Origin of the sequence: Vibrio sp. 99-70-13A1, from assembly GCF_013114625.1 — a bacterium.
Classification (GTDB): domain Bacteria; phylum Pseudomonadota; class Gammaproteobacteria; order Enterobacterales; family Vibrionaceae; genus Vibrio.
In genome coordinates this window covers 1-17,814 of sequence record NZ_VTXD01000017.1, presented here as the reverse complement: position 1 = coordinate 17,814, position 17,814 = coordinate 1, and the positions used below count along the sequence as shown (strand labels likewise).

8 protein-coding genes are annotated in these 17,814 nt (G+C 40.6%); 6 read left to right on the top strand and 2 right to left on the bottom strand.

Going from position 1 to position 17,814, the window contains the following annotated elements; genetic code table 11:
- Positions 1-11: 11 nt before the first annotated feature.
- Positions 12-8,954 carry a CHAT domain-containing protein gene (locus F0226_RS12095; RefSeq protein ID WP_171735877.1) on the bottom strand — a complete coding sequence of 2,981 codons (8,943 nt, stop codon included), beginning with the start codon at positions 8,952-8,954 and terminating at the stop codon, positions 12-14.
- Positions 8,955-9,219: 265 nt separating this feature from the next.
- Between F0226_RS12095 and F0226_RS12090 the strand changes: the two genes are divergently transcribed.
- The 5 genes from F0226_RS12090 to ylqF all read left to right on the top strand — a co-directional run bounded on the left by F0226_RS12090 (position 9,220) and on the right by ylqF (position 15,768).
- Positions 9,220-11,286, top strand: coding sequence for a TonB-dependent receptor (locus F0226_RS12090; protein ID WP_171735876.1), 2,067 nt, complete (start codon positions 9,220-9,222; stop codon positions 11,284-11,286).
- 48 nt (positions 11,287-11,334) lie between these two features.
- Positions 11,335-12,201, top strand: coding sequence for an ABC transporter substrate-binding protein (locus F0226_RS12085; RefSeq protein ID WP_171735875.1), 867 nt, complete (start codon positions 11,335-11,337; stop codon positions 12,199-12,201).
- Positions 12,201-12,857, top strand: coding sequence for a class I SAM-dependent methyltransferase (locus F0226_RS12080; protein WP_171735874.1), 657 nt, complete (start codon positions 12,201-12,203; stop codon positions 12,855-12,857). The genes F0226_RS12085 and F0226_RS12080 overlap by 1 nt, the downstream gene beginning before the upstream one ends.
- Before the next feature lie 471 nt (positions 12,858-13,328).
- The gene (locus F0226_RS12075; RefSeq protein WP_171735873.1) at positions 13,329-14,489 is read left to right on the top strand and encodes a DUF3500 domain-containing protein; all 1,161 of its coding nucleotides are present in this window, start codon (positions 13,329-13,331) and stop codon (positions 14,487-14,489) included.
- 343 nt (positions 14,490-14,832) lie between these two features.
- Positions 14,833-15,768: a ribosome biogenesis GTPase YlqF gene (gene ylqF / locus F0226_RS12070; protein ID WP_171735872.1), complete on the top strand. Its 936-nt coding sequence runs from the start codon at positions 14,833-14,835 to the stop codon at positions 15,766-15,768.
- A gap of 145 nt (positions 15,769-15,913) precedes the next feature.
- Here ylqF and F0226_RS12065 read toward each other — a convergent pair whose 3' ends face one another.
- Positions 15,914-16,462, bottom strand: a complete 549-nt coding sequence (locus tag F0226_RS12065) for a GNAT family N-acetyltransferase (RefSeq protein WP_171735871.1) — start codon at positions 16,460-16,462, stop codon at positions 15,914-15,916.
- Between the two features lie 164 nt (positions 16,463-16,626).
- On the opposite strand from F0226_RS12065, the gene F0226_RS12060 reads away from it, so the two are divergent.
- Entirely contained in the window at positions 16,627-17,769 is a 1,143-nt protein-coding gene (locus F0226_RS12060) for a fatty acid desaturase (RefSeq protein ID WP_171735870.1), read from the top strand.
- Positions 17,770-17,814 lie beyond the last annotated feature (45 nt).

Here is a 17,814-nt window from a genome sequence, read left to right as displayed (position 1 = left end):
CCGAATTTATACTAGGGCTTACCAAACACAGCGAAACTCGACCAAGCGGCAGGGTCTGCAAGATCTCCCTGCTTGGCTATCATCGCTCTTTGCGCTTTAGCTAACGCGACAAATTTATTTTGATTAGGCGTTTTCAGTTCATTATAAAAAATGCGCATTAACTCTGATGTTGCGGCGTCATTCACTTGCCAATAACTCGCCACCACCGTAGGCACTTTAGCGTGGGCAAATGCTCTTGCCATAGACGCATATTCTAAGCCTTTTATCCCAATTCCCGATTCACAAGCAGACAACACAACAAGGTCAGTTTCTTGCAGGTCCATCATTGATATATCAATAACACCGAGACGTTGATTATTAGCCATTAACAAGAAGCTATCTGCTGGATCCTGTGAATCTAGAACCCCATGTGTTGCAAAGTGGATTACTTGGCTATCAAATGCGTAACTTTCAAGTTCATCAATGGATGCTTCTTCGCCTTCCAGCACGATTGATTCATCAGAATAAATACTTTCAATGGCTTGTACCTCATGCCTTGCGCCTGGTAACGACCCATCGGGATCAGACACAAACAGCGCCATATCATTTAAGGATTCTTCCCCATCAGCTATCAAATTAAAATGGTAAAGAGAAGGTAATATACCGATTGGATACCGTTCAATGGCGTACTCTAGGCTAGGCTCGTTTGAACGAATGAGCGCAGCAAATGGCACATAGTTCAATTGACCAGCAGGGGTGATGTAAATCTCCTGTTTATCATCTAACAGCCCTTCTATCGGACGAAGAAGCTTATCGTAAAGCCATGATAGGCTTTGCATCACTTCCTCTTTACTCCCCGTAGGACCCGATTTTATAAACCCTCGAACTTGTTCAAATGGTGCATTTTCGACTTCGACATTTAATGTTAGCGCTTGTTGACGAAGCCCATAATTCACTAGCGAAATGTGACGATTCAGTTCGCTCTGTTTAACGGCTATCTCGAACACATTAGCCCCCTCTTTGGAAACCACTTGAGTCAGTAATTTATCCGGAGTTGGGATGAATTGAACCAGTAATTGTTCCGAATTGAGCTTATCGTTCAGAGCACTGATTTCGCGTGGGTCAACACGTAGCATTTGGTACAAAGCGGTATGATCGCGTTCTAAATTCGCAAGTAGCCTTTGTCTTGACCGCTCTTTACGCTTAAGTTCTTTTTGTAACTGCTTAGCCGTTTTGTTTTTTGGGTTTTCTATCTTGCTGATCTCGGTCATTACCGAATTTTCTCTGTCGGTTTGGCTTTCTAGCTCAACCTCCAACAACTCAATTTCATCTTCTACGGAGTGATACTTTGAAATCAGCTTTCCTTGCTCCGAATCTTTAGGGATGTTGTCTAAAAATACTGAAGATATTTCATTTTGAATATCGGTATTGGAAGCTAAAAAGACTTGGGTTCCCATATCATGATCACTGAGCAATGAAGCCAATCCACCAGCGTTATACAAGGTTACACCGAGGTCGGTGGCAACAAAGACCCTACCTTGCCCATCCACACTCACTGCATGAACAACACGAGCACCATATTGACCAAATGATTGATCTTCGATCAAGAGCTGGTTGAGCCTATCTGGGTAAAGCCATCCTGATTGTTGGTACATAACCACCCCGGCAGCCGAAGGGAATAACCAAGCATCATCACTGCCCATTTTTACGCCTTGTCGACCAAGAAATAGCATTTGTGTACGATCATGAAGTTCTTGATAGCTCACATCTCCTGCCGTCTCGAATGAACGCCATTTGCCTTTGTTATCAAGTAAGAAACTTCTTCCCGTTGAAACGATCGCTTTATCATTAGATATTGGTGTGTAACCCAGCGTAAACCAATTAGGCTTCTCACTGGTTTTTACTCGTTCAAAGCCAAATTCCCCTAGCTTTAATAGCCCGCCGTCTAAGTAAACGCCTTGGTGATCTAAATGCCCTTCATCGGAAGCCACTACATACAAGTCCCCTTGTAAATCTCTAAAGACTTTAACCAGCATGTTACTGCGAGAAGGGAAACGTTTAGGGTCTATGTAGTAATTGAAATGTTCAAGCTCTCCTTCATTCCAATGGAATAAGTCGGCGCCTGCAACGACCCAAATTGAATCATCCGTATCTACAAATATGTCTTCAATTTTTCGGTTTTCATGTTCACTGGTTGCATCAAATAATTCAATAGTATCTGAAGAGCCGACTTCAATCTTAACCACCGTTCGCCCATCGTGAGTTATCAAATCGCCTGATGACGTTTGACGAAGCACTCTCGCGTTAACACCACTGAATCTTATAGGTTCGATACTTTCTTCCTCTTCGAAGAAGGCATAGATCTCTCTGCCTGTGGCGGCAAATGTCATCCCAAATTCTTCGATGTATCTCAGGTCGGTTGTTTTACCTAAGCTATCAAAGCGGCTACTACGGCTTAGTGCAAAATCATAAACTCCTTCTTGAGTAAGCAAAGTCCAGTCTCCAGCTGAGTTACTGGCAGCCGCAATCGGTCCTACACTGAGCCCACCACGTAATTCCTCATATGGCAGTTCAATCAAATGAAAACGTTGCTTATGCCAAACCCCGAGCCCCTTATCGGTTAAAACGACAGGTGAATTCCCTAGTTCTGGAACGTTTAATTCGGTAAATCCAATAACACGCTGGCTCATCGGTAAAGTGCTTGTGTCTGCAATTATATTTACGCTATCAAGCTCACCAGCGTAGTACTCGCGAGATTGGAGAACTTTTCCATCCCACCACCACAATGTGCTCTCATCGGTTCGCCACACATAAAATTCAACGCCCGCCGTTATCAATATTGATTGACCGCTTTCTGCCACTAAATGTAAATTCTCTCCAGAAAGCACGAGCCAGTGCTCATCATCAAGGCGTTTGAATTCATCTATAGTAAAGTCTAATTCTAGCGCGGTAGATGCCGAGCTTTTTGATTCATCCAACTGAATAATTTGACTTTCAATTGCTACCCAAATTTGGTTGTCATCATTTTCAACATGAGCAATGAGCTCAGAAGTCAGGTCATCTTCAATACCATTCCAGCGAACGACTTTATCTTCACTGTCGCTAACAAATAATCCACCTTGAGTTGCGATGTAAATAAACCCACTATTCGACTGAACGATATTCTCTACATTCATTCGCATTGCAGAGTCGGGCTTGTCACCACTTCTAATCAGCTTACGACTTACGCCGTCATAGTTGAACCAGCTCCAAAAGTTGTCTCGCTTGAGAATGAGCCCATTTTGCGTACCAACCAAAACATCACCATTTTCAAGCGCCAGCATTGACGTAACTTCAGAAGCATCTAGCTCTAACCCCTCAATATCAGGCAATGAGGTTCTGTACCAATAACCAGTATTTGAGAGAATGCTATTTTGTCGCCAGCTCTGTTCTTGGATTTCTCTGAAGGCAATATGACTAATGGAATCACTAATCGCTTTAATTGCACTGTTATCACTGTGACGGTTTAACCAAACACGCATACTTTGAACGGTGGCTAGCTCTTCTTCAAATAAACCTAAAGGGCGAGTTTTACTTTGAGTTTCAAACCAAAACCTAACGAACTGAGCAACGGATTCTTGCCATTTATCATCCGCTTGGTAATTTTCAAAAGTCTCGTAACTTATCTCCAGAAGCTCTGAAGCATACGAACTGTTGTGGGTCAGGTTTTCTGACAAATGAATCGCTAAGGCTAATCCACTATTGAAGATAGCTTGCGTAGATTCGGGTGCATCAGAATAGAATGCATTACGATAATCAAATTCGAGTTTTTCAATTTGATCATCTTGCCTATTGATCTCAGGTAATCGGTATTCTCTTTGCGCAGTTTGAGTACTTTGAACAAGTGACATCATCGCTTGAAAGCTTTGTGTTATACGCAGTGCAAGCTTGTGCCCTTCTTCGCTATAGGTGCGTGTAATGTCACCAGCACTGTCGTACTCAACTATTAAAGATCCTAGCCCCTTCGTCGCGATTTCAATCGGTTTATTATTCGCATTGTATTGAAATGACATCTCGACTTCTGGAGTGAGCATTAAGGAAATATTGTCATTTAGGTCGTATATCAATTCAACTGAGTTGCCATTAGCACTCTTAATTAGCGTGAGGTTTCCTCGCTCGTCGTAAGCAATTTCTAAATAAGAGGCACCCTTGCTCATGTAGACTGGTTTTCCAATTTTAGGATCATCTCGTTGTAGGTAAACTTCGCCATTTGGCAGAACGATTTCTACTTCAGCCAAACCGTTATAATCTCGTTGTCGAACAATATTACCTTCACCAGATAACGCTTCTTCACGCATCGAATCAAACCAACCAACATATCTCAGTGAAGAAGAGATACCTCTATCGAATCGGTAACTTAGAAATCCAGCTAAATGGTCACCTAAATCACTCAATGCTTTTTGTTCTAGCTTCTTGCTTACTTTTACGCCTCGACTTCTTGCATCGTTCAAAAACTTAAGTGCTATCGCATCCGTCCCTTGTCCCCAATAAAGCGCATTTCTTGCAAAAGTATTTACCTTCCCTCCGCTATAAGGATCTCGTTTTACCATTCGATAGCCATACCCATAAACAGAAGAGTTAGGCAGATAATTATGGTAATTCTGAACCAGTATCGTATATACATTGGTGCTGTCAGGGTACAGTTCACTATAGAGCTTGATATGCTTTCCTGCATTTGCGAAATCATCCATCGCAAAATAAATCTCAGCCGCATTTCGATGGTAAGTCACTAAATATCCGAAGTTATCTTTATAGCTTTCCCAATCTTTCAGGTGTTTTTGTAAATCCTCTTTAGGCAATTTAAAACGCTTATTTTGGCGGTTCACTAGCCAAGTTTTATTCCATACCCAATCATTTTTCTCTGAGGCAGAATTAATAATCAGGGCGGCTTTATTTAACCAGTTCAACGCAGCATCAAAATCATCTTTTAACGCTTCAATTTCTAGCATCTGTAACGTTGCATTAAAGTTGGTAGGGTCTGACTCAAGCAACGCTAACCAGACTTTAGATGCATCACTTGATTTATCGGCAACCAAATCAAGCAAGGTGTCATTCCAAGCCTGTTGCATTGCTCTCTCAAAAAAATGTCGCTTCGCTGACAGCTCAGTATCTTGAGCCACCAAGGCGTTAAATAAGGCATTTAGGAGTGATTTATCTTCTGGGTATACATCACTTACCTTATTGAGAAGCTCTACGGCTTTGTCAGCTTGGTGCTCTTTAATCAGTTGCTTAGCGTATTCCTGATTAAGAGATACATTTGTTGGGTGAGATTTCAGTGCCAATTCAAGTAACTCACTGGCTTGTTTGGGCATATTTGCTTTGTTGTATTGCTTGATTCCTTCGAGATATAAACGAGCTTCAGGATAAGAAATAAACGACAATGCGCTCTTGAATGCATCTATCGCTAAAGCGGTTTCACCTATATAGGACAAGCTCTGAATATAAATCCTCCATTCATATTCTCCTAACTCACCAGACGTCAAAAATGGCTCAAGCGTACGGACAACTTTAGCGTAATGCTTGTCTGTCATATAAAGCGCTGCACGATTGAGCGCCAGTAAAACAGAATCTGGGTTTTCGATAGAGGAAAATATGTCGTATGCGCGGCCTTTATCTCCGCTCTGGCGATAAGCTGAAGCAGTATAACGTTGTTGTTTATCCGCCCAAGTATCCAATAATTGGCTATACCATCGGGCACGAAGTAATGCGCTAGCGGCGAGTTGTTCATGACGCCCGAGTGTGGCTAGATTCTCATGCATTTTCGATACATTTGAATAAAACGGGTAACTCGATACCGCTTGTTGAAGTAAAGACAATGAACGCTCTTGAAAATCACGTCCTGAATAGAAGTAGCTTAAAGAGGTCGCTAAGCGAGAGTCATAAGTTTTATCTAGCCACTTATGTTTCATTTCTCGTAAGTTCACGTCGTCGATAGCTCTGTCTGCTAGGATTCTTTCACCCATATCAACAGCTATCGTACCTTCCAATCTAATGTCTGAAATCAGTGTTTTTAGACGAGTTCTGAATGCTTCATTATTCACCCAATCGCTGCCAAAATAGCGCCAGTTTAGCTGCCAGAAGTTAGGGCTGATTTTTATCCCTTGTTCTAATGAATCCCACGCTTTTTCTAAAACACCATTATCGATGTAGTGACCTGAGATTCTGTTCACCAACCACAAGTCTTGTTCGGTGAGAGTGACCTTTTCATATTCGGTAATCGCCTCTGTCCACTTCCCTTCAGTCGCTAAGAATTCAGCTTTAAAACCCGCCCCCATGGCATTCACTAAGCCCTCGTCTACATCATCGAAAGAGCTAGGTAACACCCGCTGATTATCGTGCACAGTTAACCAAATATGTCGAGCGAAGGGGTGAGGATTCCCTGAGAGTACATTTCGCTCAACACTTGAAATAAGCGTTTGGTAATCACCCAAATTATTTAACCATGACCAGTATCTGACATGGGGGTCATCAAACAACTCCCCTGAAGTCGACTTAGCGTCTGGTACTTGGTAGTAACTATCTAACAACGCCATGATCTGTGAATTTGCTTGATCAATCGCTAAATCAAACGAGTTTCGACGGCTTTCATTTCTTTGATGCGGGTTGACTCCGTGCTCCAATAACGCATTAACCAATTCAAAATTATTGGCAGTTATGGTTTTTTGTAGCAAGAATTGCTGTTCACTTTTGGACAATTTTGGCAGATGTTCCAGTACCATGTTAGCTGATGAGTATTGTGCAATTTCACCAACAACCTCGACAGACATCTGCAATCCATTATCGACAAGTATTTGATATGAATCGCTATCATTGTTTTTGAGCACGTAGCTAAGCAACGATTTTTCCTGATGGTCTGGAGCAAAAGCAAGCACTTCGATAGCCACTGGGCTTGCAGCCACCCAACGCTCGAAAGCAATATCATTAGAGCTTAAATATAATTTGGTTATAAGCGGGATGCCAAAACTGTCCCAAGACTCACTATAAGCACCTTGGCTCCAAAGACTGAATGCTAGCGGGTATTGTTTTTTATCAATCGCACGCCAAAGTAGCTCATTCCAACTCGGTTGATATACCAACTTTTTTTGTTCAATAAGCTTGGCGATTGCTGTGTTACTTTTCTCTATCGCGGTACGTATCAATGAAGCGCTGTCGTTTTCTGTCAACTTGGCGAGGTCGACTTGGCTAAGCCATCCTTCCCAAATCAAATCAGAAACATGCCCAAAACCCAATATCAATGGGCTGGAGTCATCGATATCTTCGGTTATCAATTGTGCTCCAGAAGTCACTAACTGATTCGCTATTTCATCATATAAGTGTTGTTTGTCCTCTTCCGGTTCACTCTCGAATAAACTAAGTAACCAATAAGTTGGATCTTGTGGCTGGTGCACCTTAAGTAAATCTATGACTGTTGAATAATGCCCGCTATAAAGAAGGTTTTCTGCCAACCTATTAATCTCTTCTACGCTTAATTTCTGATCAATATTTTCAGTCAGAAATGAAATATTTTGTTGGTATGAATCCTGATTTCTTTCTGATAGTGAATCAACATCCATTGCCAATAACCGGGCTAGGTATTCATTGTGTTCTAGCGAATTTAATGTTGAAACGTCCGTTTTCTTCAATGCTTCAATAAATAGATTGTCTTGTTCTAGGTTTGGTAAATATTGACGAAGCAAGTTAATACTTTGCTGGGCATTTTTATGAACCAATGCACTTTCAACCCAAATGGCTAGCATATCTTCTTCGTATGAGAACATGTCGAGATCGAGTTCACGTAGCTCTTCTGGCTTAATTAGGGGAAGTAGTTCATAAAAAATATTGGGGAAATTGAATGCGATAGCATTTCTCCCCAAGTGTATATATTCATCGCTACGATCATTTGCAATACACTGCTCAGTGAAGAATTTAGCAAAAGACTGAGATCCGTAGAATGCAAGGTTAATACTTGAGTCTAACTGCTCGGATTCAATATTTAGATCAGCCCCGTTGTTGATTAAAATTCCGAGAATTTCTTTTGATTGATATGACGTTGCAATCTGAAGCAACGAATTGCCAAAGGCGTCAACTTCATCAATAAGAAGAGGGTCAAATTGATCGTTGAAAACGTCAATATTATTGAGCCTCGCACTGTATCTTAATTGCTGATAACGCATGTAATTTGAATCATGATATGGCTGTTTTCTTGATGCATCATCAATCAATAGTTGGAGAATTGCATTCGCAACCACTGGGGAACTGTCCACTGCCCAATCAACTAATGAGGTACCTTCAATCACTTCATAAGGTGTATAGCCTTGCACGAGTAATTTTAAAGCGAGATCGTCATGCTCATAAGAAATTGCCCAATCTAAAAGTGAATACCCTTCTTCTGAACGAGTTTTAGAAGATAGCCCAGCCCTATGGATGAGTTCCCCTATTTGCGGATCAACCTCCTCCATTTCCAGCATGAAAATGCTATCAATTACGTTCCAATTGTCATTGGCCGCTTGGTTAACATCAACACCTTCAGACATTACCCATTCAACAATATCTGCTCGACCTGAAAGCACTCCATAATGAAAGGCAGTCACTCCATTGGATTCTCTAGGGGTAATGGATGCGCCCAATTTTTGTAGCATTTGAGCGGCTAGCAAGTCTCCTTTTTCTAATGCTGCGAACATCGCCGTTCGACCATATTCGTCTTCTTGCTCTAGGTTTGCCCCGTGGTGGTGAAGCATTTCTATAGAGTCAATTCGCTCTGAATATAGTGCGACAAAAATGGGGAATGTTTCAAAGGTGGGATCATAGGCATTAACATCAGCGCCTGCGATAATTGCTTGCTCTGCACTGAGAATATTACCGTCGTAAAGGTCGTCTAACCATTGCGCATGCACTGATGTGATAGTTAAGGACACATACAGTAATCCTCCGAGTAAAGCCCTGAACCAACTCAACATACTTTACCTAACCTTCTAGCTATTATTATTCCTTTGCAAATAATTGTAATAGCTACTCAGCAATACTGTTAATTCAAAGCATCAAAACATACGTGATAATTGAGAGATAAACGCTCCGCTCACGATGAATTAATATAGCCTCAAGCCATACCCTAATGGCTACCAATTGGCACAATTTATAAATTTATTATTAATTTAGACATTTTTTCCACACTTCGAAAATTAGCATCAACCGAAATGATAACCATTAACATTAAGGTCTGCTATGAAGATTAGCCATATTTCGCTCGCAATTACCACCGCACTAGCAGCAGGTACTGCTGCCGCTGAAACAAATAACCCAATGCTTTACTTGGAGAAAATCACCGTTCTTGGTTCAAGGATCATGAATGAATCTGAAACCACTCAATCAATTAGCATTCTTAGTGACGATCAAATTCGAAACGATAATGCTCAATCCATTACTGATGTTTTCAAAAACTCCCCCAATATTGAAGTTATCGGAGGGCCAACATCTTCCGTTAAAAGTTTATCTATTCGTGGCTTAGATCAACACCATGCCAACGTCTCAATTGATGGAGCAAGACAAAGCTATTCTCACTCCAAAAAAGGAAGTTGGGCGATTGCTCCTAGCTTTTTGAAAAGTGCAACCGTGACTAATGGCACATCATCGGGTGCAGCGGCTGGTGCAATAAAACTAGAGTTTCTATCAGCACTCGACCTTTTAAAAACTGATCAGTCATTTGGGGGAATGGTGAGAAGTGGCTACCGTACTAATAATGAGCAAACCAACCTTTCAGCGTCACTCTATGGCGCCAGTGACAAGTTTGACTGGCTATTTTCAGTGTTAGATAGCACACGCGAACCATACAGTATCGGCGGTGGGTATTCGCCTAATGGAGAAGACCGCTATTACAAAACAGAGGGAGAAAATCAATCTTATTTATTCAAGTCAGGTTATGATCTAACAGACACACAACGACTCGAATTGAGTGTCTATTTAGACAGTTCAGAATGGAATCAAGTTCGCCAAGATTACGGACTTAACACCCGTGACTACACTAATGCTGTGCTGGCATACAGTAACAACCCCTTTAATAATGATTGGCTAGATCTTCACGCAAACGCTTATATCAACCAAGTAGATAATTACACGGTTGAATACACTGATATTTCGGAAGCTGTCGCTTCAGATATCCAAGATGTTACCGATGATTCGTACGGGTTTATTCTTACAAACAACACTTTATCAAATCAACTATTTGAAGAAACTCTATTTCACTACGGTCTATCAGGTCACTTCACAACTCACACCGGTAAAATTAACACTTTAGAAAATGGCGACTGGGTTGATGAGTCTGCGCAAAGTGAACCTTCAGCGCAATCTCATCTACTGGCGACATGGTTAAATGCTCAAATGACTATTGGCAATGGTTTAACTGTCACTCCAAGCATTCGCTATGATGAATTTTATGTTGAATCAAAAAATGCCGAGTTTGAAGGTGAAGCTTTACTACGCGATGGCAGAGCTGAAAACCAATGGTCAACAGGGATAAGGGTAAATCAGCAATTCACCGATCAACTCGCATTATTTGTTGCTTATGACGAAGCATTAACCGCACCACAAATATCTCAACTTTTCACATCTGGACGTGGGTTTAAGCCGAACCCGAATCTCAAGTCTGAACGTTCTCAGAACAAAGAAGTCGGAATTACGTTTGAGAAGGATTCTGCGTTCGCAACGAATGATGGTCTTCTTGTGAAAGTAAATGTTTTCCAAAACGATATTAAAGACTACATCGGTACAGATTATACCGACACCAATTACAAAGATGGTGTCAAAGTAAACCGAGACAAAATACGTTTACGCGGTGGCGAACTGTTAACCCAGTATTTCTACGGCAATTGGGATGCGTCAGCCGCATACGCGATGACAGTTGGTGAAGATACACAAACAGGGCTTTATTTATCTGACATGCCGTCGGATAAGTTTACCTTTAGCCTCAACAATCAAATAAGTAACGAATGGTTACTCGGTGGCACCGTCACACATGCCCTTGAACGCCACCGAGTACCGACAGCTTCAATAGAAAGCGGCGGTGAACTTGTTCCAATCCCTGAAGATGAGCGCCAAAGTGTGCCGTCATGGACAACGGTTGATCTTTATGCAGAGTACATTCCTTCAAACCTTAAAGACATGGTGCTTTCTATGTCTGTGACAAATGTATTTGATGAAGCCTATGCCATCCAAAACAACAGCCAAGCAGATACGAAAGCTGAATATTACGAAGAAGGCCGAAGCCTAAACATCGACTTGTCCTATCAATTTTAGCTAATGCGTTTGTGCCCTATTTGGGCACAAACCTATCGGTACATACAAATGAAAAAAATCATATGTTTATTATTTTTTTGCACGCTATTGCCTATTGCTAATGCAAAAGCGCAGGCGAGTCCAAGTGCGAACAAAAACGCAAGCACTAATGCGCGTATTGTCTCATCTGGAAGTAACATCACTGAAATTTTATTTGCCCTAGGTGCTGGAAAGCAAATTGTCGGTGCAGATAAAACCAGCTCATCACCGCCACAGGCAAAAGCCATAGCAACATTAGGTCACCCTAGCCACCTATCTATTGAAGGAATTATATCTCTTAGACCCACCATTTTTATCAGCGACGATAAATATTTAAACCCAACGTTGAACTACCAACTAGAACGAGCAGGAACCAAAGTACTCATTGTTAAGCAAGCGAGTAATATGAGTGAGTTAAATACACAAATCCACGAAATCTCATATTTATTAGACTTGCCTCAACAAGGGGAAGCGCTAATTAAAGGTTTAGAAAGCGACCTAGAGGAACTATCGATATTAAAACAGACGAGAAGTCTACCCTACATGAAAGCAATTTTTCTTTATGGCAAAGACTCCCTTCTAATCGCAGGACAAAAAACACCCATCGACTTTCTTCTCAATATGGCTGGCATAGTTAACCCGGCGAGTTTTGATGGCATAAAGCCGATGACACCAGAATCAATAATAATCATTAACCCAGATGTGATCATTACGGTCGACAAAGCATTGTCTGGCGAAAATGGAAAGGAAAGGTTTTTCAGTATCCCTGCAATTTCAGCAACACCAGCAGGAATAAACAAACGAATTACAACGATTCCAATTTCTCACACAAACCTTGGAATCAACACACCCAAAACAGCTAAAAAGCTGTTCCATGAAATATACGGTACAAACTAATGAAATATCTAAATTTTAATGCTGCACTAAATCAATATGTCTCTGATCATAATAATCAGGATGACGAGTTACTAGAGAACCTTAGATTAGAGACCTATCAAAAAACAGGTCGTCGTATGATGATATCAAGCGACCAAGCTCAGTTCTTACGTACATTGGTGGCATTAACTAAACCAAAGAAGATTTTAGAAGTTGGTGTTTTCACCGGCTATAGCTCAACTGTAATAGCAAGATCTATCGCTGATGACGCACATATTTTTGCTTGCGACATCAGTGAAGAATGGACAGCCATCGCTCAAAACTTTTGGAGACAAGCGGGAGTTCAAAATAAAATATCGCTGTTACTAGGTGAAGCTACCGAAACATTGTCGACTCTAATCCAAATGGATAATTCTGAATCATTTGATCTCGCTTTTATTGATGCAGATAAAATCAACTACGACGCGTATTTTGAGATGGCTTATAAACTTCTAAAACCTGGCGGGACCATAATTGTTGATAATGTTCTTTGGAAAGGGACGGTTGCTCAACCTGAGCGTAACGACAACGACATTTCAGCACTACGTTTATTAAACGATAAAGTCGCCGCTGATGATCGCGTGGTATCAACACTTCTCCCTATTGGCGACGGAATGCTTTTTATTGTTAAACAATAACAAGGCTTAGCTCTTTTATATTTCACCATTACAGCCTTCATTCAGATAGGAGGCTGTTACTTTCATCGTTTAATACTTACGACACATGTTTGAGTTTACAATTAAAGAAGGTGGCAATCATCGCCACTTTCTTTACTGCTGTAAAACATTGAACTTCTCATCAAACTGCCTCTTTATCGCTCCAGATTAAAAATAAAGAGAATTGCTTTTTGTAACTTGTAACGGTCCTTAAATGCATCTTTACCCAAGCTATGTATTAGGCAGTGAGCATATTTCAGGGTATGAACGAATTGATCACACCCTCGTGTTATTCGCTTTGTATGGAGGAAATATCATAGAGCAAGCACTACAATTCACATCTATTTATCATCCACACATCCTTTTATTCACAATAGTTATGAATTCGACAAAAAATACACACTGTAATTTATAAAATTCTCAGTAGATTTTAACAAACCCAACTGAGAGAAAATGATGAAGTTAAATCCAATCAAGTGTGCCCTACTAGTAACTGCATTTGTAAGCACTGGTTTCACTACCAGTGTATTAGCTCATTCTGACCATGTTCATGAACATACACTACCTACAAGTGTCAGTAGCTCAAACCAGATGACAATGGAAGCAAGCAAATTGCTTGAAGCTTTAAGTAACGAGCAATTAAGCGACATATTGTATAAGTTCAGTGACAGTAGCAACCGAACTTATTGGACAAACGCACCTGTTGATTCACAAGCGAGAAATGGATTGCCTATTGGTAGGCTCTCTATAGAACAACGCCACCAATTACATCAGCTTCTGATCTCCTCAACCAGCTCTCAAGGTTATTATAAAATCTGGGCCGCGATTCAAGGTGACAATCAGCTAAAGAAAGAAGGCGAAAATCGCGAGTTAACTTCAGAGAAATTTTTTAATAAAAACCAAAGTCTAGGAGCAAACAACTACTGGGTTTCCTTTTATGGCGATCCTAGAAGCGAAAGTAAGTGGGGTTACATGCTTACAGGTCACCACTTAGCCGCCAACTTTACTGTTGTCGATGGCAAAGCTACTTTCGTTCCTATGTTCTATGGTTCAGATCCAGCAGTAATTAGCGAAGGTGCTGAAGCTGGTTATCAATTTTTGCCACAAGAGCGACGCCGAGGCTACGAGTTACTTAACAACTTAGATCCTAAGCAAAAATCAATAGCAATTATTAATGACACGGTTCCTTTCACAAAATATGGAGCTAAAGACTTCTTTGGTCCTGGAAGCAAAGACAGCGAAATACAAAAAAGAGGGATCAGAGGAGATCAACTCAACGCTCAACAAAAAGAGCTTCTTTGGATTCTTATCGAAGAGTATGTACATAACGCTGATCACGATGTAGCAGATAGCCAACTAGAAAAAATTAAAAATGATGGTTGGGAAAACATCTACTTCATGTGGATGGGTCCTAGCGATGGGAGTGAGCAAGTATTTTTTAGAGTTAATAGCCCTAGTATTCTCATTGATTTTGTTGATCAACGAACAGGATTCGATTGGAACACACACCCACATACCATAGTTCGAGATCCTTCAAATGACTATGGCGAAAATTGGTTGAAAACCCATATCAGTGAACACCACACGAAAGGGGTAAGACCTGAAAAACTATAAGTTAAATCATAGAGTCAGTGGAATTACCTACTGACTCTGTTTTGTTCTGTTCTGTTCTGTTCTTTATTTTTCAAATAACGAGCGGGCATCTACCTCTGTTTTTAGATACATAGACTTCTGCTACAAAACAAGTTTAAGTAGTTATATTATCATGTAATTCATAGCAACTTATCTTGAGTTACTTAATGTATAGGATGCTTACCAAAACAGAAAAATCTCGCACCAAGCCATTTAAGCTTCCTTTTACCAATTAAATAAACTAAACACGCCAACATATATGCCTTTACAGCTTCCATTGAACCCTTACAATGTGCAGCAAATATATTTATCAAGGTTTATCTCTATGTCTATTCAATGGTTTCCGGGCCACATGCATAAAGCCCGAAAAGAAATCGAAGAAGTTATCCCAAAAATTGATGTCATTATTGAAGTACTAGATGCACGAATTCCATTTAGTTCTGAAAACCCGATGATTGCGGATATCAAAGCCGATAAGCCTGTTGTTAAGGTTCTTAATAAGCGTGATCTTGCTGATCCTGAATTGACACAAATGTGGATTGAGCACTTCGAGAAAGAGCAAGGCGTTAAGGCGATTGCAATTACCACCAGCAATAAAGACGAAGTCAACCACGTCATGGAGTTAGTGCGTAAGCTAGCACCACACCGTGAACAGATGGGCAAGAACATTCGCACAATGATTATGGGTATCCCTAACGTGGGTAAATCGACCATCATCAACTGTTTGGCTGGGCGTACAATTGCGGTAACAGGTAACCAACCTGCGGTAACTCGTCGCCAGCAACGTATCAACCTGCAAAATGGCGTAATCCTTTCCGATACTCCAGGAATCCTTTGGCCTAAAGTTGAAAACCCTCACAGTGGCTTCCGTTTAGCAGCAACAGGCGCGGTTAAGGACACGGCGATGGAATACGATGAAGTAGCATTTTACACAGTCGAGTATTTAGCAAAACAATACCCTCACCTACTTCAAGAACGCTACCAAATTGAAGAACTGCCAGAATCTGACATTGAATTAATGGAAGCAATTGGTCGTAAGCGTGGTGCACTTCGTGCAGGTGGTCATATAGACATTCACAAGTGTTCTGAAATTTTACTTCATGAGCTTCGCAACGGTACTTTAGGCAAAGTAACGCTAGAACTGCCAGAGATGATTACCCATGAATTGGTTGAAGTTGAAAAAGCTGCTGCGCTAAAGGCTGAACAACAAATCAAGAAGAAAGAAGAACGTCGTAAACGCTACTTAAAGAACAAACGATAAGTTATCTTTTTTAGGTGCTTACCGGATTCAAATAATAAAGCCCCGCAACTTATTCAGTTGCGGGTTTTTTTTTATCAATGTTACCAATTACGACTCATGGTTACTGCTTACGAGTCACCTTGAAAGTCACTTACTCGAAATTTAACTATTGAGAGAGTTCAACCTGTTTGGTTTTAGATGCTAAATCACTCGGTGATGCCCATGAGTACACTTTCTCATTCACTTTACTTCCGCAAGGCGCGTTCCAAACTTGCTCTAACTCTTCTTTACCACCAATAGATTGGTAAAACTCTACCGCTTGAGTATTCGCCGACATCACTTCTAAATACAAACCAGAATCATTAAAGTAATGCTGTAACCAATCTGTCAGTTCTGCTAAAAGGCGTTTCCCTGCCCCTCTGCCATGGAAGTTGCTATCAACATGCAATGCGTCAATAAATGTTCCACGCTCAAAGCTGTGGTTACCAAACGCGCACAAAAAACCAATTAACAACCCACCTTCTTCAATCAATAAAACATGTTGATTAAATGGAGGGTTTATCAAGCGCGTTTGCCAAATGACGGATCGATCATCTAACACATCATTATCTAGGTATTCATCATCCAAAATACCACGGTAATACTTTTTCCAACTGTCTGCGTGTAACTGTGCAATTCGCTCGTAATCTTTATATTCAGCTACTCTAATTTCCATTTATTAGCCCTTACTACTTCCATTTATTGCTTCATTCTACATTTAATACTAACTATACAGGTATTTGAAGCAAAACATACTAATCACAGTTTACAATTTCAATATTGACTTACACGTGTACGCTGATATTCTAGCGAACAGTTGTAAGCTCAATGGAATTTTGTATGAAGACTGCTCATGAACAACCTACGGAAAGGCCACCGTTAATTTGGCTTAACATTTTTGTATTTTCTTTCAGTATGTTACTTGCAGTGGTTGCTGCGCCTATCTATGGATACTTTAATGGCTATGGCATGGAGCACTGGATATGGCTTGCGATATGCTTTAGCTTCTGTAACCTTTCCATCACCACTGGTTACCACCGTTTGTGGTCACATAAAGCATTTGAAGCTCATTCAAGTTTGCGATTCATATTTGCTTTAGGTGGTGCCTTTGCTCTGCAGAACAGTGCATTACATTGGTCTTCTGATCATAGAGTTCATCACAAGCATGTTGACAACAACGACAAAGACCCATATTCAGCAAAACGTGGATTCTGGTATTCACATATTGGTTGGATGCTACGTAACTATAAAACAGCTGCAACCAGCGACTACGCAAACTGCCGTGACTTAAAGAAAGATAAAATTCTAATGTGGCAACATAAATATTATGTTCCACTCGCATTAATCATGAATTTTGGTGTTCCGATTGGTTTAGGTATTATTCATGGCGACGTGATTGGCATGCTTCTCATCGTCGGTGCGGTGCGTTTAGTGCTAAACCACCATACAACTTTCTTCATTAACTCTTTAGCTCACATCTGGGGCAGCCAACCTTTCACAGATAAAAATACGGCTAGAGATAACGGGATTCTGGCATTCTTAACTTTTGGTGAGGGTTACCATAATTTTCATCATATCTTCGAGAATGATTACCGAAATGGCATTTATTGGTGGCAATATGATCCGACCAAATGGGTTATTAAGCTTTCTTCATTAGTTGGGCTTGCTTCTAAGTTAAGAGTGACGCCTCAAGCTCGAATTGAAAAAGCTGAAGCATCTATGTTACTCAAAGTGACCCAAGAAAAAATCATGCACCGAGCAGACAAGCAACAAATAGCAGAAAAGCTTCAACTAGAGTTTGATGCGCTGGTTTCCAACATGAATGAGTATTACGCGGTTAAGAAACAACTACTAGAAAGTAAACGTGATGATGTCGTTAAAAAGTACGAGCATTCATTACTAAAAGTTCGTTATCAACAAATAAAAATGAACTTTGAGCAACAAAAAAAGAATTGGGCTATGACAGTAGAACAATACGCGTAAATACATTTATTACAAACAAATATTATTAAGCCTCTTATTTTAAGG

What these genes read in the sequence shown, in the direction of transcription:
- F0226_RS12095 (WP_171735877.1), bottom strand. Translation starts at nt 8,954, where the DNA reads ATGTTGAGTTGGTTCAGGGCTTTACTCGGAGGATTACTGTATGTGTCC.
- F0226_RS12090 (WP_171735876.1), top strand. Translation starts at nt 9,220, where the DNA reads ATGAAGATTAGCCATATTTCGCTCGCAATTACCACCGCACTAGCAGCA.
- F0226_RS12085 (WP_171735875.1), top strand. Translation starts at nt 11,335, where the DNA reads ATGAAAAAAATCATATGTTTATTATTTTTTTGCACGCTATTGCCTATT.
- F0226_RS12080 (WP_171735874.1), top strand. Translation starts at nt 12,201, where the DNA reads ATGAAATATCTAAATTTTAATGCTGCACTAAATCAATATGTCTCTGAT.
- F0226_RS12075 (WP_171735873.1), top strand. Translation starts at nt 13,329, where the DNA reads ATGATGAAGTTAAATCCAATCAAGTGTGCCCTACTAGTAACTGCATTT.
- ylqF (WP_171735872.1), top strand. Translation starts at nt 14,833, where the DNA reads ATGTCTATTCAATGGTTTCCGGGCCACATGCATAAAGCCCGAAAAGAA.
- F0226_RS12065 (WP_171735871.1), bottom strand. Translation starts at nt 16,462, where the DNA reads ATGGAAATTAGAGTAGCTGAATATAAAGATTACGAGCGAATTGCACAG.
- F0226_RS12060 (WP_171735870.1), top strand. Translation starts at nt 16,627, where the DNA reads ATGAAGACTGCTCATGAACAACCTACGGAAAGGCCACCGTTAATTTGG.